Raw genomic sequence first — 23989 nt, 5'->3', positions numbered from 1 at the left:
GTAGGCATTACGAAAATCTCCTATCCTACCTTTCAAGCCATGTGCAAATTTGCTGAAATGAGCTTTGATGATGACCTTAAACTCGATTATGAACACGCTCTTGTCGGCATTTCCCATCAAGTGAATCTATACGTTCACAAGTTGGATGATCTTGCCTGGTGCGAAATTGACAACGAACACCATTTGCTTCGCGCACAACGTTATATCTATCCGATGATTAAAGCGAAAGAAAAGAATGTTCCGCCGGTAAAAAGAAACATCTTGCTCAATCCGGGGCCTGCGACAACGACGGATACCGTTAAATACGCGCAAGTAGTCCCTGACATCTGTCCGAGAGAAGAAGAATTCGGCAATGTCATGCAATTTATTTCCGATGAACTTACAAAATTTGTTGCAGACCCGAGCATTATACCACTGTTTTGTTCGGGGGATCGGGCACCGCGGCCGTTGAGGCAATTTTGAGCTCGGTTGTTGGCGAGGAGGCTGTGCTTATTGTCAATAATGGCGCGTATGGCAAGAGGATGTGCCAGATTGCGAAAGCCTATGGGTTAAATTATATCGAATATCGAAGCAGACCAGACGAACCTTTGGACCTTGCTGCGATAGAAGCGATGATTCAAAACTCTGCACGTAAAATTTCCCATCTGGCCGTCGTTCATAATGAAACAACGACAGGCCTCCTGAATGATATTGAATCCATTGGACGTCTATGCAAAAAATATCAAATCCAAATGATTGTCGATGCCATGAGTTCCTTCGGGGCGATCCCGATTGATATGGAAGCCATGAATATTAGTTATCTTGCCGCGTCTTCCAATAAAAATCTTCAAGGAATGGCCGGTGTTGCATTTGTAGTTGCGAAAAAGGATCATTTAGAAATGACTAAACACCTTCGCCCGCGAAATTTTTATCTTCATCTTTATTCACAGTACAAATATTTTTTAGAAACGAAGCAGATGCGGTTCACCCCTCCGGTGCAGACACTTTATGCACTAAAGCAGGCGATCATTGAGACGCGTCTGGAAGGGATTGAGAAGAGGTATGAGAGATATACCAAATCATGGGAAGTGCTGATCAATGGCATTACTCGCTTGGGTTTAACCCATCTAGTCAAGAAAGAGCATCATTCCCGGATCATAACAGCCATTATGGAACCGAATATCCCTAGCTACGATTTTCAGGAGATGCATAATTATTTTTATCGCCACGGATATACCATTTACCCCGGCAAGCTCGAAGGACAGAATACCTTCAGGGTAGCAAATATCGGGGATATTACCTATAAGGATATAGAATTTTTTGTAAGTCTGCTTGAACAATATCTAATAAGCATAGGTTACTGCACGGAAAGGAAGGAGATTCATGGCGATTCCAAAACATAGATTAGCGGCTTCCGTAGCTGTTGTTAATAGTGAGAACAAAATTCTATTGGTTAAGAATTGGAAAAGAGGGTGGGAATTCCCTGGCGGCTATGTAGAAAACGGCGAATCCATCAAGGAGGCAGCCATCAGGGAAGTCAGGGAAGAGGCAGGCATTGAAGTCCGTTTGACCAAATTTTGTGGAATCATTCAAGATATCAAAAACAGCAGATGTACGGTACTTTTTCTCGGGACGCCGGTAAGCGGTGAATTAGCGGGAGGAGACGATGCTTTAGATGCGGGGTATTTTACCATCGATGAGGCCTTGCAGAAGGTGAAGTGGAAAACATATAAAGAAAGAATTTTGAAATGTTTGAATGAAGAAGAACACCCTTTTTTCATCGAATCCTAATTGAGGGAGGGTGAATGATGCCTGTTTCCTATGTATCTTTGACAACAGAAGAAGCGGTCGCTAAATACAAAAAGAATTATGATGACTATGTCAATAATGAATTGGTGAAAGTGGCTCAGTATAGAGAAGCATATAAACATATCAAGGGAAGTCTGGCTGATCAAATCGTAGAACGCGCGATATGGTATATGGAGCATGGCTATACGGTATACGGCCATGGCTTCAACTCATACCATTCCCACGGAGTTGTCGATTGTTCGGGGTTTACGAAATTAGTCTATGGCGACTTTGGTTTTGAATTAACTGGCGTCGCTAAAAAATATGACAATATCGGTACAAGAGTGGAAGGCGTCTATACGAAAATCGTCGATGGGTATTGGAGCCTCGAAGGGTTAGAAAACCTTCGTCCCGGAGATATACTCACTTGGTGGAAACAGCGGCCCGACGGTACTTTTTACATCGGCCATGTTGGGATTTACATGGGGCAACTCGACGGAAACCCAGCGGTAATCTGCACAGCAAGTGGAGCTCCTACAGCCATTGGGATTATCACCGGCTTTAAACGCTGGTATGGACTGCGTTTCTATAATGCTCAACGAATTCTGCCGGAAGGATCATGGACACCAGGAAAAGTGATTCCAGGCCATGAAGACAGAGGGCCGGTTATTCCAGAGCGATATGTACTCCCGCCGCAAAAGCCTATTGTTATGCCTAACACCCAGAATTCCCAAGAGCAATAAACCTTTTTGCTCTCCTTAAACATGTGATGTCAATAGGGGGGGTTAAGCTTTTTTAAATAGTTCCTTTTACTTCTTCCATCGAGTCTGCTTCTGTTCGCGCTTTTCTGCTCTTTCGTCTTGAATGAGCTTGACCTAAATGCTTTTTATTTATGCCAAATGATTTATTTGGACTTATACACCAATAAATGACGCAGTCATAAGATAGAGTATTGAAAGCTGTTATCTGATCGGAAGTAAAGAGGTGAAACTAGTGCAAACAGAAACCGTTGACTTTGGTTTTATATATAATGCAAAAAAACAGCAGCACATTTTTCCAAAAATGATTGACCATTTCAGCAAATTATCAGAAGAATACAACATAAGAACCGTCTTGTTTACATTACAAAATCTAGATTTGGAGGGGCAGGCCATTAGCGGCACGATCATAGAAGGAGATCGGGTAAGTCAAGGATTTTGCGAATTACCCCCTCTTATTTATAATTTTGCCCTTCATTCGACCGAAGATAAAATTGGGAAAATGAGGCACTTAAGGAAAATGGAAAATATCATGGTCATCAATCCTGTTAATCGTTTTGTTCAGGGCATCATTTTCGAAATGTTAGCCTCTTTAACAGGCTCTGAACAATTTCTCTTGCCCTCCGTAACATTAAATGCCGCCACTTTAACGGAGTATCTTCACAAGTACGATACGCTATTTCTTCTGCCGGAAAAAACATTCCATCCACCAAAAGCTGTCGTTATCAAAAAAACTCAGAACGACAACTACATGATTTGTATCGGCCAAAACGGACAGATATGCGAAAAGAACGATATTGTTAACTATATCCAAAAAATGACGAACAACAAAAAACATATTCTAATGAAGGGAATCGAATGCTTTCAGTGGGAGAACGGCCCCTTAGAAGCCAGAATCTATCTTCAAAAGGACGCAAATGGAGGATGGTCCGTTACAACCATAGCGGCCAAGAACGGCATATTTTCAAGAAATGCATTCTGTTCTTCTAAAATAAGTGATATACTCTGCGATCCTTATCATAACAAAAATGTTGAGGAAACATTAGCCGATGTTTCTTTACGAATAGGAGAATTTTTAGATTTTTACATTCCCTTCATGGGGAGTTGTACACTTGATTATATATTTGATGAGAATGGTTGTCCCTACCTCATTTACGTTGCTGGTTTTGAACAAGATCCATACTTGTATCGTCACATGGATTCGGAAGCACAATCGAATCTTCTGAATAATGCTTTTCATTATCTGTTATTTCTCATGCATAACCACGTAACGGAAAGGGGGCAACGAAATGAAGTGGATCAAAGTGGAGAGAGAGGACACGGGGGGGATTGAAGATTCAGGAAATACGATATATGTTTCAAAAAATCTGGCAGACAAATTGAAAACTCAGACTAAACTGATATTTGGCCAAAACGAAATCCCCATCACAGTGCAAGCTTCATCCTCCATTGATGAATGTACGGGAGATCATTTTCATGATCCTGCTCTGATCCGGCTTTCCCAAAATGTGTTTGATCAGCTTTTGATTCAGAAATCTGCCACGTATCAAATACGCTATACCAACACAACCATTTATATCGGTCCAGTTATTGGCTTTTTGCTTGGCGACCAGCATTATTATTATCACCATCGCAGATTAAAGGAATTAACGGATGCTATGGGAGTTTATGAAAAAGTAGGGGGGCTTTTCATCGCGTTCAGGCACTGCTCCATAAGCTGGCGAGAAAAGTGTATTTATGGCCTATACTTCAACTACGAGAACAAAAAGTGGGTATATGGCAAATTGCCTCTGCCGTCGGTTGTTTATCGAAGAGGATTTAATTCCAGGAATAATTTCGTTAACGAATGCAGCGACGTTTCCAGTTGGGAAGTATTTAATGCTGTAAGGTTTGATAAATGGCAGTTGTATACTCAGTTAAAGGAAAATGATCGGCTGAACCCATATTTGCCAGAAACGGCATTATTAAGTGTTGACAGCTTATCAGCGTTTCTTCATAAATATTCAAAAGTCATTCTGAAACCGAATAAGCTTTCTAGAGGCAGAGGGATATCGATTATCACATCCAAGCCTGACGGGACCCTCGAAGTTCATGATTATCGACAGTTTACCAATTTTACGATTCCCGCATCACAATTGGAGGATTATTTGCACGAAGGAAAATATTTAAAACGCGATTATATCATTCAGCCTTTTTTGGATTTAGCGCGAATCGATGGCAGTCCCTGGGATATAAGAGTAGTGATGCAAAAAAACAGATGGAAGCAGTGGGTTTGTAATGGAATAGAGTGCAGACTTGCAGGGACGGGGAAGATGATTACGAACATTTCCAATGGAGGCAGAGCGCTTGAGTTGAGTGAAGCGTTAACATTAGCCTTTGGTTCTGAAGTGGATCCCACACAAGTGAGAAAAGATATTCACTCCATTTCGATGGAGTTTTGCAAAATGATGGATCAAACAGGATTCCATTTTGCTGAATTTGGATTGGATCTTGCTCTTGATCAACAAAAACATTACTGGTTTATAGAAGCTAATGTTCGCCCAACCTTTAAAGGATTTAAAACATTGGATGATGACATCTACCGGCGGATATGTTACGAACCCATTCTTTATTCAACTTCTATTGCCGGTTTTGGCTGGGAGGATAGCGATGAATCCGAAATATAAAATCATTCCGGACCTGCAGGCTCAAGACTGTTTGACGATCCATCCGAACACCGCGAAACAAAAAAATATTTCCGCCCTAAAAAAATGGTTTCTTCGCTTTGGCATCCAAGCGTTAGAAATTAAGCTGAAAATATCTTCTAGGTTAAACGAAAACGAAATGAAATTATCGATTGGGGTGATTGAGTCCTTAAGGATTCCTCTCAGCGGCCGTTACGAAATCCGGCGGGAGGGAAATGAAATTCTAATCGGGCCTTATATAGGTATTCTGACCGCATCAAAGAAGAGCAGTTTGGACGATAGCGTGCAATATTTATCCAACTACTTATACGATTATGACCGCATTGGCGGAGCGATTGTTGCTTTTTCACTAGAAGGCATGGATCCTTTCAAATATACAATAGAGGGATATATGTTTAACCCGGACACGAAAGAATGGGAACAAGGCGTTTATTCGTATCCAGCCGCCGTGTTTAAAACGATTTATCTTAACAAAAGCTGGAGAAATCATTTTCAAACGATTTTCGGCAACCGGCTATTTAACAGTTATGTATTCAATAAGTGGGAAATGTATAAATGGTTAAGTCAAGCATCTCACTTAAAGCAGTATTTGCCTGAGACGATTCTCTACAAAAAGCCACAGGATCTTGAATCTTTTTTGAACCTTCACCGGCAAATTTATGTAAAACCGCTTCATGGCAGCATGGGTGAGAGAATTTTCAAGGTTTCCAAAAGCGAGGAACATGGCCTGAAATTGCAGTATCATCAAGATGGCATCCCTTATGAGATGACCTTTTCCAATCTCTTTAGCCTGGCTGATTTCTTCAAAAGCCAATTCAAGGGGAAAAAGTATATTTTGCAGCAAGCTCTTGACCTGATATCGTTCGAAGAAAAGAAAATCGATTTCCGCATCGTGATGGTAAAAGACCAAGCAGGTGTGTGGAATGATATGTGCATGGTGGCCAAATATGGCCAGCAAGGCAGCATTGTGACCAATATTTTAGCGGGCGGCACTGCCGAAATTGGAGAAATTACGCTGCAAAAAATATTTGGCCTTTCCACTGAAGAGGTCTTTAAGTGGCGAAAAGAAATATCGCGTATCGTACATGAAGCCGCACAAACGATTGAACAATGCGGGGTACATTGCGGAAATTTAGGCATTGATATCGCCATAGACACCCAGAGAAGGATGTGGATCATTGAAATGAACAACCTAAACCCTAGTCCGTTGTTTGCTCTTGATATTCATGATCGTCCGCTGTTTTATCAAATAAAGCTTATGAATATGCTTTATGCCAAGAGACTTGCTGGGTTTCCGGAGGTATAAGCAGTTTGTTAAACATCTATAAAAATGTATAAAATCATGTAAATATCTCTTGTTATTGGACGTAAAGAGGTGGATGTTCTCCATCTTTTTCATCGTTTCTTGTCTGATGATAAAAAATCATCTCCCTCTTCCTCATGTAAAAAGGAAATGAAGAAGATTTGGCGAATATATGTTCTAAATGATTCAAACATAGGGGGAAGGCAAGGGGATGAAAACGGTTCGGGTGATGAAAATTGTTTCCAATGATGAAACACACCTTCGTTCATTAGATGAGTTGATGCGCGTCTTTGGTTCCGCGAAGCGATACGCGTTCAACCGTTTGCTGGAGGGAAGGAACGCAAAAGAAATCATCAAACACCTTCCGCACCAATTTCGGCTCAACAAACGGTTTGCCGAAGATGCGGTCTTGCTTGCTCAATCGCTGATTTCTTCTCAACGTGAGCTGCTTCCAATACGCTTGGAGGATGTGCAGGCGAAAATCGAAAAAACCGAAAAGAAAATCGATGAGTATCAACACGGAAGAAAAATACCGAAAAAAGTCGATCTTCCAACGTGTTTAGATGGATTACAGCGACGATTAGAAAAACTGAAATCCAAAGAAGATGAGCTAAAGCACCATCTCGACCAAGGAACGATTCCACGTGTGATTTTTGGCGGAAAACAGAACTTTTATAAGCGCTTGAAAGGAAAAATCACGAACGAAGAATGGAAAGATTTGCGTTCGAATCAGTTGTACGCTAGAGGTGATAAAAGTAAAAAAGGGAATTTGAATATTCGCCTCACCTATGACGACAAGACGTACCAATGTTATGTAGAAATCGCCAATCCACTTGGACAACCAAAAGGGAAATACGCTCCCCGTTTACGATTCCCTGTGTCTGTTCCTGAAAAATATGAAGAGGAAATCATCCATCTCGTCATGGGAGAACAAGTTGGAGTGAATGCAAAAGGCAAGCCGATCATCGAATATCAACCATACACCGTCGAAATCAAACGCAAAAACGGGGAATATTACATTCATCTCATCTATGAAGAAGAGGTATATGGCAAGGAACTTGCCTATGATGAACCAATTCAAGCGGAACGAATTGCAGGAATTGACATCAATATTGACCGCATCGCCGTAAGCATCGTTTCGAAACAAGGAAACTTTCTTAAATCAAAGGTATTTTACTGCCATGAACTGGAATACGTAAGAGCGAATAAGAGAAACAACCTCATCGGTGAAACGGTGCGCGATGTGTATGACTGGCTGCTTCAAGAGAATGTTGGGGCAGTGGTCATCGAAAACATTCAACTAAGACAGCAGCACGATACGGACAAACGATTCAATCGCTTGACCCACCATTTCAAAAAGAAAAAGCTGACAGAAACAATCCTTCGTCGGGGCTTAAGACTGGGCTTTTGTATCAAAAAGGTGAATCCGGCATATACAAGCGTCATCGGGCGGTTCAAGTATATGAAAAAGTATGGGTTATCCGTCCATGAAAGTGCCGCATTTGTCATTGGCAGAGGGGTTGGGTATCTGAACGTTGCCAAAAGAACTCATTCACATCATAAAAACGAAAGTGAAGCGCCATTTGATTGCTGTGTTAGGGTCGATGGAAGAATCCTACAAGCAATCGAAAAGCGGCAAGAAACAACGCCAATATATCGCGACGATGTTACACAAAATCGAGAATTTCAAACAAGAGCATGAATGGTCATTATGGAACATATTGCACAAATGTTGTTGGCTGAACCAGTACCAAATTCAACTAAAGGAGGGGTAGACCTGGTTGCTAAAATCGTTGTCGTGTACTGACCGATGGAAGGAATGGTGCACGACAGATGCCGTCGCTAACAGCGAGCCACGGGATGTCTTTCACAGCAGGTGAATGACAAGGGGATTCCCTTCCTGATGGAACTCGGTGAGAATCCGAGTGGTAAGCGATGTTTCCTGGTTCCATCGCGATGTGTCGATTTTTATAGATTTTAGTAACCAGGGGTTATCATGAAGTGGTATATAAAATGGATTCCAGAGAAAAAATTCAACACGATTTTTCTTCCCGAATCAATCATAGAAGAAAGGGAAGTGATACCTCGGCGGATGATCTTACAAGTTGGCATATGGAAACAGGAAGTCGAAGTGGAGATTCATAGCAGCATACCTGAAAATACGGTTGGCTTATCAAGCGCAATAAAACTGCCTTTCCAATTGCCGGAACACCTTCCATATGAAATAGAAATGAAAGGAAGAGAACTGCATCTCGGCCCGGTGATTGCCTTTATGGCCTTCAAGGAAGAACGGGATATCACGCCTGAGTCATTAAATGCATATAAGGACTACTTAAGCAGCTACTCAGACATACGAGGACTCATTTATATTTGTGCAGCCAATAGAATCCATTCATCCGCCCAAACGGTTGAAGGTTATTACTATGACCCGGCTGCGAAAGAAGATGAAACTCCATGGAAGTATGGTTTCTTTCCGTATCCGAACGTCATCTACCGGAAAATAGATGTAAAAAGATTAGTGTATGATCGGATTATCTCTAAAATTGGCGAAAATATGTTTAATTCCTATTTATTTAATCAGTGGGAATTGTGGCAATGGCTCTTCCCATATCCTTATTTGCGCGAACACTTGCCATATACCCAGCAGTTGGAAAACGTTCAAAGCTTGGATCATATGTTGTCTTTGTATGGAGAAGTCTATTTAAAACCGATAGAAACAAAAAATGAAAAGAGACTTTTCAAAGTGGATCAAACATGCGGCGGATATCGTTTTCTTGACGAATCTAAGGGGGAAAGATTTCATTCCAAAGAAGAAGCAGCGGAATTTCTTAACAGCTTAATAACGCATGAGGACTATCTTATACAACAGGCAGTTTCGGCCAAGAGCTATGGAGATCACCGCCTTGATTTCCGAGTCATTATGCAAAAAAACAGTTCTAAACATTGGAACTGTTCGGGCATTATTGCCCGTTTGGGAGACACAACAGGAATTACTGCCAACTTTGACCGGGCAGGAATCTTTTTAACTGGAAAGGAAGCGTTGAGGAAAGTTTTTCAAATGAACGAAAGGGAAGTATTTTTAAAAGAACAGGAAATGATTGATCTTTGCGTCTCAGCTTGCAAAACCCTTGATCAATGCGGAGGGAATTATGCGGATTTGGGTATTGATCTGATCATCGATGAAAACTTAAAAGTGTGGCTAATCGAAATCCATCCGCTGTATGACCACCAATTGCTTCTCTATTCGATCAAAGATAGGCAAATGTATTTAAAAGTAGTGACCACTCCTTTCGAATATGCGAAATCTCTGGCTGGTTTCAGTTAATGAAGGCCGCTCCCTTTAACCATCTCCTCTATCCTCGTTCCCGGCCAGGCGATTATTATTCCTCATCTTCCTGCCAAAGGTTCTATTCCATATACAATCCATATTTCTGTCAGCCGCCGGCAGTTAACGTTAAAAAGGAAGGGAAGCATCGTTCGTACGTATCCGATTGGTGTTGGAAAAATGGTGACCGCAACACCTGTTGGCGACTTTGTCATTGTCAATCGCCAGCCGAATCCTGGCGGGCCTTTTGGCGCTATGTGGTTAAGTTTATCGAAGATTCATTATGGCATTCACGGCACCAATAATCCATCTTCCATCGGAAAATATGTGTCAAAAGGATGCATCCGAATGCACAACAAAGACGTACTACAATTAGCTTCGATGGCGCCAAACGGAACAGAAGTTTTTATCCGTCCATAACATCAAGAAATGTTTTTTTTACATCAGACGTTTAAGTGAAAGATTAATAAAAGGCTGAACGAAAGCAAGTGTCAGACTCCACAGCGCAATTATAGGACATAAATATTGGATCAATGAACGATATATTGTGAAATGCACGTGAGGTCAGGCACTGATGGGTCAGCCTTTTTGTTTTTTCAGCAATAGTTAACACATTAATACTTATAAAAAATAGAAAGTTCGGATTTAATTTGATCCGAACTTTCAGACTGTTGAAAAGAGAATCCCTCTTTTAAATAAGGAATACCGCCTGGAGATGATATAGCTATAAAAAGCAATCTCTTTGTAAAAGTGAAGGAATAAAAGTCGTTGCCCATTAAAACAAGTAATTGGTGATTTCTAGAAGCAATGATACGATGAGGTAGCGGCCGTTAATTATCAATGCTACGCCTGCAAAAGATTGCGAACACGATCTTGAAATTAAGGCAGCCGGGAATGGATCTCGTCATTTTCCCGAAATACAGCACTAGATGGGCATCATATACGACAGGAAAGATTAAATGCTGTTCCATATTTCTAATTTAATTTTTGATTCATAAAGTTAATAGACCCATATATATATTTCATTGGATACCATCCAAAATAATATAAGGGGAAACGGTCATGGCTAAAATTCGAAATGAAAAGTTGAACAAATCCGTTTTTGGAGGGCATGAGACAGTACGCGTAGCAGCAGTGCAAGCACCGCAAATTGTTTTCAACAAAGAAAAATCTATTGAAATCGCCTGCCAAAGAATCAAAGAAGCAGGAGCAAACGGCGCGAAATTAGTGGCGTTCTCCGAAACCTACATACCTGTCTTTCCGGCATACTATAAAGCCGGTTACGCGAGCCAAATCGATGAATGGTATGAGTGGAATGTAGCGCTTCAAAGCAACTCCATTGCCATTCCAAGTGAAGATACTGAAATCATTGGAAGAGCATGCAAAGACGCAGGGGTCTATTGTGTAATGGGAGTCAACGAGATCGATGATACCGATGGAGCGCGCACGTTATATAATACGCAAATCCTTTTCGGTCCTGACGGCTCCATACTCGGACGGCACCGTAAGTTAATGCCAACCTTTAATGAGCGTCTTTACCATGGGCTGGGAGATGGCAGCGATCTAAGAGTGTATCAAACCGATATCGGACGAATCGGTATGCTTATTTGCTGGGAGCACCATACCATTTTGGTTAGAGCAGCCCAAATGTTGATGGGAGAAGAGTTCCATATCGCCAACTGGCCTGGAACTTGGACGTTCGGGCAAAAGACCGGCGATGGCAAGAGAAAAGGACGAATTTTCCACGCAACGACGGAACCAGGAGATCCATGCGATTTACAGTTTGCCATCAGAGAATACGCTTTTGAATCAGGAAGCTTTGTCATCAGCGTGGCTGGTTTGTTAAGAGAACAAGACTTTGAACCTCAATATAAGCATTTTATTGATAGCCCAGAAATGGATTTCAGCTGGGCGGTAGGCGGTGCCGCAATCGTTAACCCATTTGGTGAATACATCGCCGGACCAGTTTATAACGAGGATACGATTGTTTACGCGGATTGCCATGCGAATGAGATCAAGGCGGCGAAAGTGGTATTTGACGGATTGGGCCATTATTCGAGACCAGATGCGGTTCAACTATTGCTGCATGATCATGAACAAAGAAATCTTCTCCGCAGCTCAAAAGGACTTTCCTACCAAGATTTGAAAAATATTTCCGAAAGCACAGAAGTGCCGCTTGAAAAATTAGAAAAAGTTCTTGAAAAAGTGGAGACAAAATTGAGCCAAAAATAAAAACGCGAGCGATAGAATCCCTATCTTTCAGCTATGGAGATAAGAGCGAGCGTCGGACGGGAGAGGGTGTTTGCTCTCTCTCAAGTCCGACTTTTTTTACTGGATTTGTTAAATATATTGATCTAATTCTTTTTCTAGTGAATAAAACAAATATAAATTGAGAAAGAAAGCAGTCTTAGAATGCAAAATATTCATCAAATAAATAAATGGTTCTTTTTCAACTAAATTGCTGAATAGCTCATAACATTTTATAACCTAATATCTGGATCATGATTTGTATGGATGCTATCACTGTCCGAGTTCTTGAAATTTCAAGACATTCGGGAAGGTGACAGCTTTTTTGCGTTTTTTACGATTTCATTTGTTTCAATGTTTCTCTGATTCCTATCTCTAGGGAGTTAGCGGAACGGGACCGATTAATCTCTCGTATTTGCTGCCGTCTAATACAACGGGTTTTTCGTTCAAATACATCATTTCAGCATATTCTCTCATAAAGGGGTCAAATAAGCCGACTAATTGGATCATCCATTTATATATCGGCTTTACGCGGATTTCTTTTTTTAAATATTCTCCAGCGATCTTGGCAATTTCCTTTCCGGAAATTGTACCGGCTCCAGGAATGTTCCATGCCTGTCCAAAAGCTTCTTCTCTCAGAGACAGCTCTACTAATGCTTCGGCTCGATATTTTTATGTAGAAAAACTCTCTCTGAGAGGAATAAATTATGTGGAGATGAGTGTAGGGGTAAAATATTCTATAATAATTCAGATAATGAATCGAAATAATTTGAAAAAGTAAATCCAATAATGCGCTAATTTACAGTCAGGAAGAAGTCATGATTCGCTGAATCTCCCTATCCCGATCGGAGAATTGCAATGCAATATAGAAGGGGATGGGGGGATTAGTCCATAGCCATCAAGTTAAGAATTTGATCTTTTTTCAGCGCCAAAAACATGGTATCCTTTCTAACGAAAATCATCGTTGGAAAGGATTGTTTTTTGATGGCAAAAAAGATGAAGGCATGGATAAAAACGATTCGTCAACTCTTCTCCTCTGAAGAACTGACCCGTCTGGCACGGAAAGTCGGATTCATTCAGCGGCAGCGTTCATTAACAGCGGAAGCCTTTCTGACGCTATGTGCTTGGGGAGACGGATCGCTCGCCTGTCAGTCGCTTCAGCGGTTGTGTGCCGATTTGGCGCTCTGGCATGATTGCTCTCTCTCGAATGAAGGACTGAATCAGCGGTTTACGCCTCGTGCCGTGGCGTTTTTAAAAGAGGTCTTTTTTACTCTCCTGATGCATCAACGTCCGGCACTCTCTTCCATCACCGAGACGTATCGCGCTTGTTTCACCCGTCTGCGGATCTTAGACTCTACCAGTTTTTTACTCCCGGCCGACTATGGTGAGGACTATCAAGGTTCGGTTTCATCTGGCGCCAAAATCCAATTTGAGTATGAGCTGTTATCGGGCACCTGTCTTCAGCTGTGCGTCCAACAGGCCAATGATTCCGATGCCCGCTTTGCTTATCATACCCAGCACACGATTTTACCGAATGACCTTTGCATTCGGATCTGGGGTTTTTTTCACTCGCCACGCTGGCGGAGATCGATGCTCGAGGTGCTTATTATATTACCCGGTTGCGTTCCGATATCAAAGTCTATATCAAACAGGACGGGGAGTGGCACGAATGGGATTGGGAATCGATAGGAAATCGATTGGGCGAGGGAGAAGCCGTGGAAGTGGAACACGTGTATATCGGACACCAACGCCTGTATGTTCCGCGTCTGATTTTTCGCCGTCTCACGGCGGAAGAATGGGAAAAACGGCTGACGTATGTGCGGAAAAAGGAAAAAAAGAAAGGGAAGGCGCTGTCACGCCAAACCCTTGAACAAAAGAAATATCACATCTTACTGACCAATTTACCACAAGAATCGTTTGATGCGCAACAAGTTTATGAGCTGTATTCGCTGCGCTGGCAAGTGGAGCTGTTATTTAAGGGCTGGAAATCCTTATTTGACCTTGACCGTGTCAAAAAGATGAAGAAGGAACGATTCGAATGCCACTTATATGGGACATTGATTGCCATTTTAGTCACGCAGACTCTTCTGTTCCAAGCCCGAAGGTATTGGCATCAACGGGAGGGAATCGAGATCAGTGAATGGAAAGCGCTTAATATCCTCCAATCGTATTGGCATCGGTTTCTTTTGCATCCCCAAGCGATGGAAACCGCCCTTCCATCTCTCCTGTCTCTGTTAAGGAAACACGCGAGGAAAGACCGAAGGAAAGGAGAGGAAACGGTATCGGATCTTTTAAAGAAATTGGGGATATGGTAGTGTGGGTTATGGATATAAATGCCAAATAACCCTCTTCTTGAGGGGTATTTGGCATGCCCAGCATTTGGTTTTCTCTTCATCCTTTGATTGATTTTTCGAACATGCGTATCATCCTAAAAAATTTTATACAGCTAACTTGACGGGTATGGGGGATTAGTCCCCATAGCCATCAAGTTAAGAATTTGATCTTTTTTCAGCGCCAAAAACATGGTATCCTTTCTAACGAAAATCATCGTTGGAAAGGATTATTTTTTGATGGCAAAAAAGATGAAGGCATGGATAAAAACGATTCGTCAACTCTTCTCCTCTGAAGAACTGACCCGTCTGGCACGGAAAGTCGGATTCATTCAGCGGCAGCGTTCATTAACAGCGGAAGCCTTTCTGACGCTATGTGCTTGGGGAGACGGATCGCTCGCCTGTCAGTCGCTTCAGCGGTTGTGTGCCGATTTGGCGCTCTGGCATGATTGCTCTCTCTCGAATGAAGGACTGAATCAGCGGTTTACGCCTCGTGCCGAGGCGTTTTTAAAAGAGGTCTTTTTTACTCTCCTGATGCATCAACGTCCGGCACTCTCTTCCATCACCGAGACGTATCGCGCTTGTTTCACCCGTCTGCGGATCTTAGACTCTACCAGTTTTTTACTTCCGACCGACTATGGTGAGGACTATCAAGGTTCGGTTTCATCTGGCGCCAAAATCCAATTTGAGTATGAGCTGTTATCGGGCACCTGTCTTCAGCTGTGCGTCCAACAGGCCAATGATTCCGATGCCCGTTTTGCTTATCATACCCAGCACACGATTTTACCGAATGACCTTTGCATTCGGGATCTGGGGTTTTTTTCACTCGCCACGCTGGCGGAGATCGATGCTCGAGGTGCTTATTATATTACCCGGTTGCGTTCCGATATCAAAGTCTATATCAAACAGGACGGGGAGTGGCACGAATGGGATTGGGAATCGATAGGAAATCGATTGGGCGAGGGGGAAGCCGTGGAAGTGGAACACGTGTATATCGGACACCAACGCCTGTATGTTCCGCGTCTGATTTTTCGCCGTCTCACGGCGGAAGAATGGGAAAAACGGCTGGCGTACGTGCGGAAAAAGGAAAAAAGAAAGGGAAGGCGCTGTCACGCCAAACCCTTGAACAAAAGAAATATCACATCTTACTGACCAATTTACCACAAGAATCGTTTGATGCGCAACAAGTTTATGAGCTGTATTCGCTGCGCTGGCAAGTGGAGCTGTTATTTAAGGGCTGGAAATCCTTATTTGACCTTGACCGTGTCAAAAAGATGAAGAAGGAACGATTCGAATGCCACTTATATGGGACATTGATTGCCATTTTAGTCACGCAGACTCTTCTATTCCAAGCCCGAAGGTATTGGCATCAACGGGAGGGAATCGAGATCAGTGAATGGAAAGCGCTTAATATCCTCCAATCGTATTGGCATCGGTTTCTTTTGCATCCCCAAGCGATGGAAACCGCCCTTCCATCTCTCCTGTCTCTGTTAAGGAAACACGCGAGGAAAGACCGAAGGAAAGGAGAGGAAACGGTATCGGATCTTTTAAAGAAATTGGGGATATGGTAGTGTGGGTTATGGATATAAATGCCAAATAACCCTCTTCTTGAGGGCTATTTGGCATGCCCAGCATTTGGTTTTCTCTTCATCCTTTGATTGATTTTTCGAACATGCGTATCATCCTAAAAAATTTTATACCGCTAACTTGACGGGTATGGGGATTAGTCCCCTTCCTGCTTATTACTTGAATATTTTCGCTTTTTTTAATAAGGAGAAAAATCCTCGCTTATGGTTTTCTAAATCTTCTTCGACAGATTCATTTTCCGCTTTAAGAAAGGTTGTTTCATTTTTTAGAACCTTATCCTGCGTTTGGGAAGATGTTTTTGGAGGTTCGTCATGAAAGGTTGGTTCTGCTGACGGATGTGGAGGTGCTGCTTGAATTTCTTGGCTAGAAGAATCATTTGTTTCTATCTCTAGTGTTTCTTGCACATTCTCTACCATTATGGAAACAGCGGCGCTCTCTATTGGAGATGATACGTTTGTTTCGTCTAAACCCTCGCTTTCTGTTTCTGGATTTTCAGATTTTATCTCTTCAAAAATTTCGCGGTCGTAAATATTTTTGCTTTTTTCTTCTTGAGCAGCAGTGGGATTTTCATGTTCGATAAGAATTATATCATCATGAATCTCTTCTTCAGCCTGTTTGGACATAGCTGGATGTGTTATCCATTGCTCAGCTGCCTTTTCCTCTATATGTGTGATTGGCTCTTCCTCTGTTGCTGCTTTCAGTTTGGTAGTTGATTCAAGTATATCGTCACTAACTAATGTATGGGTAAGGCTTTGGATGTCTGAAAGATCATCTTGAGGGTCTGTGTCTAATAGTGTTGGTGTTACTGGATTGGGTGATTTATCATCATCCTCTCCCGACTGCTTATGTTGAAATGGTTGGCGAGTGCTTTGGAAAGGTTGTTCAACTCGTACATTTTTAATCTGGCTGGATTTCTGAGGATATACATTGGACGTTTGCGGATTCATTTGGTTTTGACCTTTCTTTTTAACCGGAGATACAACGATTGATTGCTGTGTTTCATCAATGAATTCCTGTAATTTTAGAAAGCTATTGGTAGGTGGTGATGTCGTGTTTCCTGTCTGTTTCTTTATAACAAGACTTTTTTGCGAAGGAGTTATTTCTTTTGGTTTCTCTTTAACAGGAGGAACTTCTTGTTGAGTTGCTAACAGTTGTACTAATTGTGACAACATTTCTTTCATTTCGTTCGTTTCTGAGTTGGGAGAATCCCCGTTTTTCTGTTCTACTATTTCTGTTAACTCGGAAAGCTGCTTCGATATTTTTTCTATCTCTGTCGCAAAATGAGATGTCTTTTCGAGAAGGGTTTCAATTTCAACATATTGATGTAAAATATGTTTTTGTAAAACCGCCATATCTTTTTGTTTTTCCGTGTCTAACTCTGATAACATTTCTTCGATTGTATGAAATTTTTTGGTTAATACACGGACTTCTTCTTTTAAATCTTCTGTTTCTTGTTTTTGTGTAAAGAAAACGTCTTTCAACTCTTCAAAATCCCTTAAAACCTTATCGATGTTTTCTTTCAAAAAATCATCATTTTTTTCCATCGTCTTGATCCTTTCTGTCCAAGATGCAAATGATTCTAATTGTGATTTGAATGAAAGATACTCATTCATAAGAGCGCGGTGGGAAGAGAGTTCTCTCTCCAATGCCTGTGTTTTTTCCCCCATGATCTCTTTTTCTTTTTCCAGTTCAGCTTGCCTTTGTTTATAGTTAGATAAGTCACTTAATAAGGATTGGATTTTTTCTTCATTTGCTTCTACTTTTTGCTGAAGAACGAGATTTTCATTTTTTAATTCTTGAATCTCATTATGCAATAAGCGATTTTCTTTTTTTGTTTCCTCCAACTCTGTGGATAAGCGGTCAATCTCATGATTTTGAGTGGAAATCGTTTCTTCATAATCATGGCATTTCTCTTTAAGCTGGGCGTTTTCGGTTGTTAACTGTTCCATTTGTTCTTGGAGATGGTTCCGTTGTTGATCAGATTGAAACGAAGCAAGCAAGGTTTTGTATTTTTCCAGTTCTGATTTGAGGTGGATAATTTTTTGTTCCAATTGGATGCTTTTATGTTCTTCGTTCACGACCTCACCACCTTTTTTGGCGATTTTTCACATAGGAAATGCCCATTTCTTTACAATTGTATGCAAGAGCCTAATAAAGGTTGACATGGAAAACCATTTGCGCATATTAGGAAATTTAGGCATTGATACTGTCACTCATGATGGCGAATTACATAGTATAGAGTAGCCTGAAAAAATCATGAAAGGAAGGTTGCTCGATGGCAATTAACTTAGAGCAGTTTGCCCAAGAATTTCGCCCTGAGTGTATTCAAGTATGTAAAGTATATGACTGGACAACAAACGTTGTGGCGATCACACGAGATATCACATTTACTTTCCCTACAGGTTCTCTTGCTGGTTTAACAAATCTTACAGCTGATTGTTCACTGACGCTTTTAGAATGTACGGAAGAGGGTCGCCGTGATATTGAATGTATGGTAGGAGATGAAACAGTCGAACTTCAAGCCGTTACATTAACCAAAACGATTTCCGTTACTTTAGAAGTGACAGGAACAAACGCAGCTGGCGCACAAGTGACTGTAACCAGCAACCCAGTAACGATTACAATAACTGAAGAAGTGATTCTTTGCGCACCAGAAGGCACAACCGTATGTTGTACATCTACATCAGATACTTTCAACGGCTGCCGAGTGATTTCATTTACACCGCCAGCAGCAGGTGTGGATACGATTACTGCGACAATTTTTGCGAGAGTTTGTCAAAATATTGTCGTCACATTTGAAGTCATTTTAGAAGTGTTTGCGAAGTTTTGCCAACCTCGTCCGCAAATTATTTGTGAGGACGAATGTCCAGTCGATGTATTTCCACCGCAATGTCCAACTATCTTTCCGCTTAACCACGAATAATTTTGCAAAAGAGGAGAGTTCCAAACTCCTCACCATTTGGAAAAAGAGGGGATTTCCTCCTCTTTTTTTCATACATATAACATGGAAAGAAATCTTTATTTCGCAAGGAGGAGGAAAATGAGCGATCTGCTTTTGGACGTGGAAAAAAAAGTTCATGCGCTGGAACGGGACATTCAGGCAGTCAAGCAAACATTGAACGAAATAAAAAAAGCAAAAGAACAGGGGAAAGGGATTGATCAAATAAGTATCATTCCCTATTTCACGTATTCGCTATTATTGCCGAAAACGGAAGAGCAAAAGGGAACTGTCATCGGAAACTTTGTCATTTACAATACCGGTTCGGTTCCGCTCGAAAACCCAATTATATGTCTGAAAGTGATGCCAAAAGAACGTGCCATATTGTCCGCTAAGCTTGGAGAGGATGTCCAATATGACCGCCGTTTGAATCCATTAGTGATGGAACCGTGGCAATATATTGATGAAGAGGCGAATAAAATCGTGGAGGAAAAAGGAGAATTTTGGCTAAAGCCTGTCCACATTTCAAAGATCGAAGATGGACAGAAATTATCTTTTTCCAATTTCCAGCTAAAGTTTGATATCGGTGAAGAACAAACGACTTATAAAGTGGAAGGGTTTTTTTATTGCAAACAACTTCCAAATGGCGTTCGGGCTTTGAACAATATTGTCATTCATGCGTAGCAAAAATGATTTGACCGAAATTGGAATGTTCATAGAAAAATGAAGACGAGAGAAGTGAAATGGATTTGCTAGCAACGTTAGTGAATGGAAAATGATATGTTTTCCATTAGATAAGGAAGGCTGACTCAATATCTACTTTGTCCTGTTTGAGTCAGCCATTGTTTATTTATGCTTCTCGAACGACAAGAGCGTTTAATGCGCGAGTTTCTGCACTAAAAGTAATGCCAGCTATAGTTGGAACGTTTATAACGACACGGTAAGTGTGTGTTCCGACGCCTGGTACGTCTACCCAAGTAAGGTTCGGATATAAAGTAACCGTAGCAGCACCAGTTATTTGAGTGTCTATATCAAGCTGAGCCAAATCCGCGAACGCTCCTCCGTTTGTAGAGCGCTGTAGAATATAAGTTGCACCTGTTACGTTAGTTGTTTCTGCGTTAGCGGATGTAATTGCTAATTCAACGATCGAATCTAATTTTACCTCATCTCCGCTAAGGGTAACGATTGGCCCAAGAGTAAGCACTACATTTGGATTAGTAGCAGCTGTTAGCGCTTGAGGGGTTAATGATTGTGTAAAAAACAATTGCGGAAATAAGCCTCCATTACATAAGCAAGCCATTATGCATCTCTTCCTTTCAGATGGTTTTATGCTTTCGCACCTATTGTATTAAATGAAAAAAATAGAAAAATGTTTCGGACGAATAACTATTTCTTTCACCTGTTTTGATAAATAGGAGAGTAACCAGAAATTTAGTTAAAAAAAGTGGACACACCAAAAGAAACGTTATTATAAAACAAATTGCATGGAGGGAGCGCCAACGTGGGAAAACGTATTGATAAAGAACGGAAATTTTATGCAGTCAAACTTTTCGTGGAAAGAGGAAATACCGCCGCTGAAAAGGCTCGACCATTGATTGATCACCGATCTTTCCTTCAGAGAAGCCCTATTTATCTTACATTTAAACAAAATTCTTGACGGTACTATAGTTTTTGTTTATATATTGTCATAAAATTATAACAATTCAGTTTCCATGAGCGTTTTTATCGTTTTTTATAACCGGAATATGATAAGTTATAATTAATCACTTGTTAGGGGGAAGCAAAATGAAGTTTTTGTATATTCTTTTAGCCTTGTTGGGCGGGATGATGGCGGGGATTCAGGCGCCTATAAACGGAAGCCTCGGCAAAAAAATTGGCAGTGTTGAAGGAGCGTTTACTTCCTTTTTTATTGGAACGCTGTTTTTAACATTTTTCGTCTTGTTTTTTGGAAAAGGGCAGATCGCTCATTTGTTTCAAGTGCCTAAATGGAATTTGCTTGGTGGTTTGTTAGGGGCCCTTTTTGTGACGATTGTCATTCTTTGTGTACCGAATGTAGGGGTGGCCTTAACGATTTTTGCGGCAATCGTTGGCCAAATGGTCATCAGCATTATCATTGACCATTTTGGTTTGTTCGGTGTGGAAAAAATTCCGATGAATGCAAGCCGCTTGCTTGGCCTAGGGCTAATGTTGGCGGCTCTGTTCTTCATTTATCGGGGCAGTGTTTCATCATAGAACGCATGCCTGTCGTGTTCAAATAAGTTCAATTGTTTGATTTTCTATAAATAAAATGTAATAATTTTTGTTACAGAAGGCGTGTTCCCAATTGCGTGTCTTTTTTAAAAGATATTATAACACTTTAAGTGGTGGTGAATTCAATGGATAAAATAAGTAATTCGCCAGTAGAAGTAGGGGATTGGGTAAAAGGGAAAACAAAAAATGGAGAATTGATATACGGTTATATTGAAGCAGTAAATTCATTACAAGGAACTGTCAAAATAAAGGTGATGGATTGTGATAATGAGCAAATCATTGGAAAAACCGTTGAAACATTAAAACACTGGGTGAAAAAACTGCCGATGTCGACCTTTGATGGTGAGGAACCGATTAAGGCATTAATTGATTTGGCTTTATTAACTAAGGATGAAAGCTGGTTTATGGAGCTGTCCGCCAAATTAAAATCAATAAGACAAGTTGCAAAAGAAAGTGAAATGCAAAATGCCTCTCACCCCTCTTTTCAAAATAGATTGGGAACATACGGCACGAGAGATTGAAGGATGAAAATACTCTAGGGCACACCAAGAGCGACAAGCGTAAACAGGTTGAAAGAATGGAAGAAGATCGGTTAACAAAGAAAAAAAACGCCTCATCTGTTTCGTTTTTGACGATCCATCTCGGTGGAAACTCACAGTTTGCGCGAGGCAAGAAGGAGTCCGCCAATGGTTCAAAGCAGAGAAATCTCGTGGATAATGAAGGTGCTCTTGCATGAGAAATCTCTCTTCATGATGTAGGATGACATTGTTATTTTGGCGAGATTTCTTGTGCAAGAGCTATTTTACGCTTATATAGCGCTATGAATAGATAGCCTAAATTTCCCATAATATTTTAAGAGATTAACTTCACTTGCCTAAAGAAGCATTCCGTGACATGGAACAGCGTCTCGAAGCACATCCGCACTGGACAGACTTGCAATTGCTTCCGTAAAATATCATATTGAAATGAAGGAGGGGCTGAATCCCAGAGTTTGGGATCAGCCCCTTCATCATTGTTTGGAGCAAACCTTCACGATCGCTTTGGTGCGAGGGCGGTTGATTCCCTTTTAATTAGTTTAGAGGAGAGCAGGATTTCTTGGAATGGTTCATTTTTGTTTTCCATTCTCCAGAAAAGCAGTTCGACCGCTCTTCTCCCGTAAAGTTCCAAGTCAATGTCAACCGTCGTCGTTTTCGGTGTAGAGATTTTCGATAATTGACCATTATCGTAGCTGCATATGGATGCTTGATCAGGAACTTGAATGCCTTGCTGCCTTAAGCATGAGTTGACTAAAAATCCTAATGCATCATTGACACAAAACCAAGCAGTCGGTTGCCGCTCTAATTGCTTAATGTACTGAAGTATCAATTCTTCTTTTTCTTCCGCATTTTTGAAAATAAACTCTTCATTTGGTTCAATGCCATATTCCCGCAATGCGAGCAAATATCCTTCATAGCGTTCTTCATAGCTAGGAGAATATTCTACATTGCCGACAAAAGCAATGTCGTGATGATTTAATTCAATTAAATGCTGTACGGCCAAGTAAGCGCCAAAGCGATTATTCGTTAATACGGCATCCGCGTGGATATTAGGATGATGATGGTCAACAAGAATGGTTGGAATGCCGGTTGAAATCACTTTATTAATGTATTCCGTACTGATGTGAGAAAGAATTAAGATTCCGTCTACCATCTTATTTTCGATAAATGAAGGCAAAATAAGCTTTTCTTTTTGTTCTTGATTAACCGATTGGATGTGTAAGTTCATGCCTCGTTTTACGACTTCTTTTTCGATGCTCAAGTAAATTTCGCCAAAAAAATTTTTTAAGGAAAATGTTAAATCCGAAGCGATTAATCCGATGTTCCCCGTTCTTCCTTGTTTCTTTTTCTTGCGCGCTCCTGGATATTGATACCCCATTTCTTCGGCCACACGTTTAATTCGCTCGCGAGTTTCTTCGCTCACCCCTTCTTTTCCTCTTAAAGCTTGGGATACCGAGTTTTTTGATATATTTAATCGATCGGCAATATCTTGCATTGTTACTTTCTTTTTCATATTCCACACCCATTATTCATTTTTAGGAAAGCATTAAAATATCAAACATTTGTATCACAAAAACAAGTCATATGAATAAGTTGGCATGATTACAATTGTATAAAATCTAATGAATGAAATACTGTGATTGATGATGCCATAAAATCTGGGGAAGAGTGACAATTAATATTGTAATATGAAATGAACAGAATTGGAATGATAATGGACTTGTTAAATTTTTTAGGTAAAGTCCTTTTTATTCAGTAGAGTACAAATTTCATTACATTATTTTTTCATTTTAAAAACAGAAAATCAAGGTCTTTTTTTAATGTTACAAAATTAAATAATGTATGTAATTTTTGGTTAACATAAGCTTTTTACATATGAGAAAAAGCTTTTAATGAAAAATTCCTCTTCATTATTTTCTATGATTCCTATTCAATCCTAGGATGATGATAGCTGGAGGGAAATACCCATCAGATGAATTTTTTCTTTCACTTACAAAGCATTACATCCAAGCATTATTTCTGGAGTTGTAAGTGTTTTTTTCTAAATTATAAATGTGATGATGAACCTAACAAATCTATTGACTATAAAAATAAAAGATGGAATAATTTACTTGTAAAGATTACAAATCGATAATTAAAAAATGATATGTAACGTTACAAATATATTTGGTTTTTACATAAATAATCTTAAAATGTTTTCGCTGGGATGTACATCTAATCAGGGCTTTCTGACATTATTGGAAATACATTAAAAAGATAAAGCC

The 23989-nt window shown here is 40.6% G+C and carries 17 protein-coding genes and 3 pseudogenes; 17 read left to right on the top strand and 3 right to left on the bottom strand.

Annotated elements, in window-relative coordinates:
• The first annotated feature begins 213 nt into the window (after positions 1-213).
• From NXM86_RS10395 to NXM86_RS10335, 13 genes and pseudogenes are all read left to right on the top strand, one after another.
• A pseudogene (locus NXM86_RS10395) lies at positions 214-1382 on the top strand (2-aminoethylphosphonate aminotransferase).
• On the top strand, positions 1363-1770 hold the full coding sequence (locus NXM86_RS10390) for an NUDIX hydrolase (protein WP_062754344.1): 408 nt from the start codon (positions 1363-1365) through the stop codon (positions 1768-1770). The pseudogene NXM86_RS10395 and the gene NXM86_RS10390 overlap by 20 nt, the downstream one beginning before the upstream one ends.
• A gap of 14 nt (positions 1771-1784) precedes the next feature.
• Positions 1785-2510: an NlpC/P60 family protein gene (locus NXM86_RS10385; protein ID WP_498957992.1), complete on the top strand. Its 726-nt coding sequence runs from the start codon at positions 1785-1787 to the stop codon at positions 2508-2510.
• Between the two features lie 250 nt (positions 2511-2760).
• Positions 2761-3858, top strand: a complete 1098-nt coding sequence (locus tag NXM86_RS10380; protein ID WP_375217064.1) for a YheC/YheD family protein — start codon at positions 2761-2763, stop codon at positions 3856-3858.
• The gene (locus NXM86_RS10375) at positions 3815-5191 is read left to right on the top strand and encodes a YheC/YheD family endospore coat-associated protein (protein WP_498957991.1); all 1377 of its coding nucleotides are present in this window, start codon (positions 3815-3817) and stop codon (positions 5189-5191) included. Before NXM86_RS10380 ends, NXM86_RS10375 begins: the two co-directional genes overlap by 44 nt.
• Complete coding sequence (locus NXM86_RS10370) at positions 5175-6515, top strand: YheC/YheD family endospore coat-associated protein (RefSeq protein ID WP_498957989.1); 1341 nt, start codon at positions 5175-5177, stop codon at positions 6513-6515. The genes NXM86_RS10375 and NXM86_RS10370 overlap by 17 nt, the downstream gene beginning before the upstream one ends.
• Before the next feature lie 208 nt (positions 6516-6723).
• Complete coding sequence (locus tag NXM86_RS10365; RefSeq protein ID WP_498957987.1) at positions 6724-8214, top strand: IS200/IS605 family accessory protein TnpB-related protein; 1491 nt, start codon at positions 6724-6726, stop codon at positions 8212-8214.
• 294 nt (positions 8215-8508) lie between these two features.
• Positions 8509-9837 (top strand): YheC/YheD family endospore coat-associated protein, encoded by a 1329-nt coding sequence (locus tag NXM86_RS10360; RefSeq protein ID WP_498957985.1) that lies wholly within the window; start codon positions 8509-8511, stop codon positions 9835-9837.
• A 33-nt stretch (positions 9838-9870) separates the two neighbouring features.
• Positions 9871-10257 (top strand): annotated as a pseudogene (locus tag NXM86_RS10355) (L,D-transpeptidase); the annotation flags it as partial.
• Between the two features lie 642 nt (positions 10258-10899).
• The gene (locus tag NXM86_RS10350; RefSeq protein WP_328268136.1) at positions 10900-12069 is read left to right on the top strand and encodes a carbon-nitrogen hydrolase family protein; all 1170 of its coding nucleotides are present in this window, start codon (positions 10900-10902) and stop codon (positions 12067-12069) included.
• A 951-nt stretch (positions 12070-13020) separates the two neighbouring features.
• Positions 13021-14399: pseudogene (locus NXM86_RS10345) on the top strand (IS4 family transposase).
• Between the two features lie 207 nt (positions 14400-14606).
• On the top strand, positions 14607-15566 hold the full coding sequence (locus NXM86_RS10340) for an IS4 family transposase (RefSeq protein WP_498957984.1): 960 nt from the start codon (positions 14607-14609) through the stop codon (positions 15564-15566).
• Positions 15467-15985, top strand: a complete 519-nt coding sequence (locus tag NXM86_RS10335; protein WP_498957983.1) for a transposase — start codon at positions 15467-15469, stop codon at positions 15983-15985. The genes NXM86_RS10340 and NXM86_RS10335 overlap by 100 nt, the downstream gene beginning before the upstream one ends.
• 171 nt (positions 15986-16156) lie before the next feature.
• On the opposite strand, the gene NXM86_RS10330 is transcribed toward NXM86_RS10335, so the two are convergent.
• Complete coding sequence (locus NXM86_RS10330) at positions 16157-18079, bottom strand: hypothetical protein (RefSeq protein WP_498957982.1); 1923 nt, start codon at positions 18077-18079, stop codon at positions 16157-16159.
• 197 nt (positions 18080-18276) lie between these two features.
• Between NXM86_RS10330 and NXM86_RS10325 the strand changes: the two genes are divergently transcribed.
• Positions 18277-18924 (top strand): BMQ_0737 family morphogenetic spore coat protein, encoded by a 648-nt coding sequence (locus tag NXM86_RS10325; RefSeq protein WP_081189938.1) that lies wholly within the window; start codon positions 18277-18279, stop codon positions 18922-18924.
• 117 nt (positions 18925-19041) lie between these two features.
• The gene (locus NXM86_RS10320) at positions 19042-19623 is read left to right on the top strand and encodes a hypothetical protein (protein WP_081189937.1); all 582 of its coding nucleotides are present in this window, start codon (positions 19042-19044) and stop codon (positions 19621-19623) included.
• A gap of 166 nt (positions 19624-19789) precedes the next feature.
• On the opposite strand, the gene NXM86_RS10315 is transcribed toward NXM86_RS10320, so the two are convergent.
• Positions 19790-20239: a hypothetical protein gene (locus tag NXM86_RS10315; protein ID WP_081189936.1), complete on the bottom strand. Its 450-nt coding sequence runs from the start codon at positions 20237-20239 to the stop codon at positions 19790-19792.
• Between the two features lie 485 nt (positions 20240-20724).
• Between NXM86_RS10315 and NXM86_RS10310 the strand changes: the two genes are divergently transcribed.
• A complete protein-coding gene (locus NXM86_RS10310) occupies positions 20725-21171 on the top strand; it encodes a DMT family transporter (RefSeq protein ID WP_081189935.1) in 447 nt (148 codons plus the stop codon).
• 143 nt (positions 21172-21314) lie between these two features.
• Positions 21315-21710: an IDEAL domain-containing protein gene (locus NXM86_RS10305; RefSeq protein ID WP_190305500.1), complete on the top strand. Its 396-nt coding sequence runs from the start codon at positions 21315-21317 to the stop codon at positions 21708-21710.
• A 508-nt stretch (positions 21711-22218) separates the two neighbouring features.
• Here the strand turns inward: NXM86_RS10305 and NXM86_RS10300 are convergent.
• The gene (locus NXM86_RS10300) at positions 22219-23238 is read right to left on the bottom strand and encodes a substrate-binding domain-containing protein (RefSeq protein ID WP_498957979.1); all 1020 of its coding nucleotides are present in this window, start codon (positions 23236-23238) and stop codon (positions 22219-22221) included.
• Between the last annotated feature and the right edge of the window lie 751 nt (positions 23239-23989).

Origin of the sequence: Geobacillus sp. CX412, from assembly GCF_027942335.1 — a bacterium.
GTDB lineage: Bacteria > Bacillota > Bacilli > Bacillales > Anoxybacillaceae > Parageobacillus_B > Parageobacillus_B toebii.
The sequence above is the reverse complement of the archived record's forward strand: the minus strand, read 5'-3'. Positions and strand labels throughout refer to the sequence as shown.

Excerpts from the sequence above, each read along its gene's own strand:
- NXM86_RS10320 (WP_081189937.1), top strand. The coding sequence starts at position 19,042 with ATGAGCGATCTGCTTTTGGACGTGGAAAAAAAAGTTCATGCGCTGGAA.
- NXM86_RS10375 (WP_498957991.1), top strand. The coding sequence starts at position 3,815 with ATGAAGTGGATCAAAGTGGAGAGAGAGGACACGGGGGGGATTGAAGAT.
- NXM86_RS10325 (WP_081189938.1), top strand. The coding sequence starts at position 18,277 with ATGGCAATTAACTTAGAGCAGTTTGCCCAAGAATTTCGCCCTGAGTGT.
- NXM86_RS10385 (WP_498957992.1), top strand. The coding sequence starts at position 1,785 with ATGATGCCTGTTTCCTATGTATCTTTGACAACAGAAGAAGCGGTCGCT.
- NXM86_RS10305 (WP_190305500.1), top strand. The coding sequence starts at position 21,315 with ATGGATAAAATAAGTAATTCGCCAGTAGAAGTAGGGGATTGGGTAAAA.
- NXM86_RS10390 (WP_062754344.1), top strand. The coding sequence starts at position 1,363 with ATGGCGATTCCAAAACATAGATTAGCGGCTTCCGTAGCTGTTGTTAAT.
- NXM86_RS10310 (WP_081189935.1), top strand. The coding sequence starts at position 20,725 with ATGAAGTTTTTGTATATTCTTTTAGCCTTGTTGGGCGGGATGATGGCG.
- NXM86_RS10365 (WP_498957987.1), top strand. The coding sequence starts at position 6,724 with ATGAAAACGGTTCGGGTGATGAAAATTGTTTCCAATGATGAAACACAC.
- NXM86_RS10315 (WP_081189936.1), bottom strand. The coding sequence starts at position 20,239 with ATGGCTTGCTTATGTAATGGAGGCTTATTTCCGCAATTGTTTTTTACA.
- NXM86_RS10350 (WP_328268136.1), top strand. The coding sequence starts at position 10,900 with ATGGCTAAAATTCGAAATGAAAAGTTGAACAAATCCGTTTTTGGAGGG.
- NXM86_RS10340 (WP_498957984.1), top strand. The coding sequence starts at position 14,607 with ATGGTATCCTTTCTAACGAAAATCATCGTTGGAAAGGATTATTTTTTG.
- NXM86_RS10370 (WP_498957989.1), top strand. The coding sequence starts at position 5,175 with ATGAATCCGAAATATAAAATCATTCCGGACCTGCAGGCTCAAGACTGT.
- NXM86_RS10335 (WP_498957983.1), top strand. The coding sequence starts at position 15,467 with ATGGGAAAAACGGCTGGCGTACGTGCGGAAAAAGGAAAAAAGAAAGGG.
- NXM86_RS10300 (WP_498957979.1), bottom strand. The coding sequence starts at position 23,238 with ATGAAAAAGAAAGTAACAATGCAAGATATTGCCGATCGATTAAATATA.
- NXM86_RS10360 (WP_498957985.1), top strand. The coding sequence starts at position 8,509 with ATGAAGTGGTATATAAAATGGATTCCAGAGAAAAAATTCAACACGATT.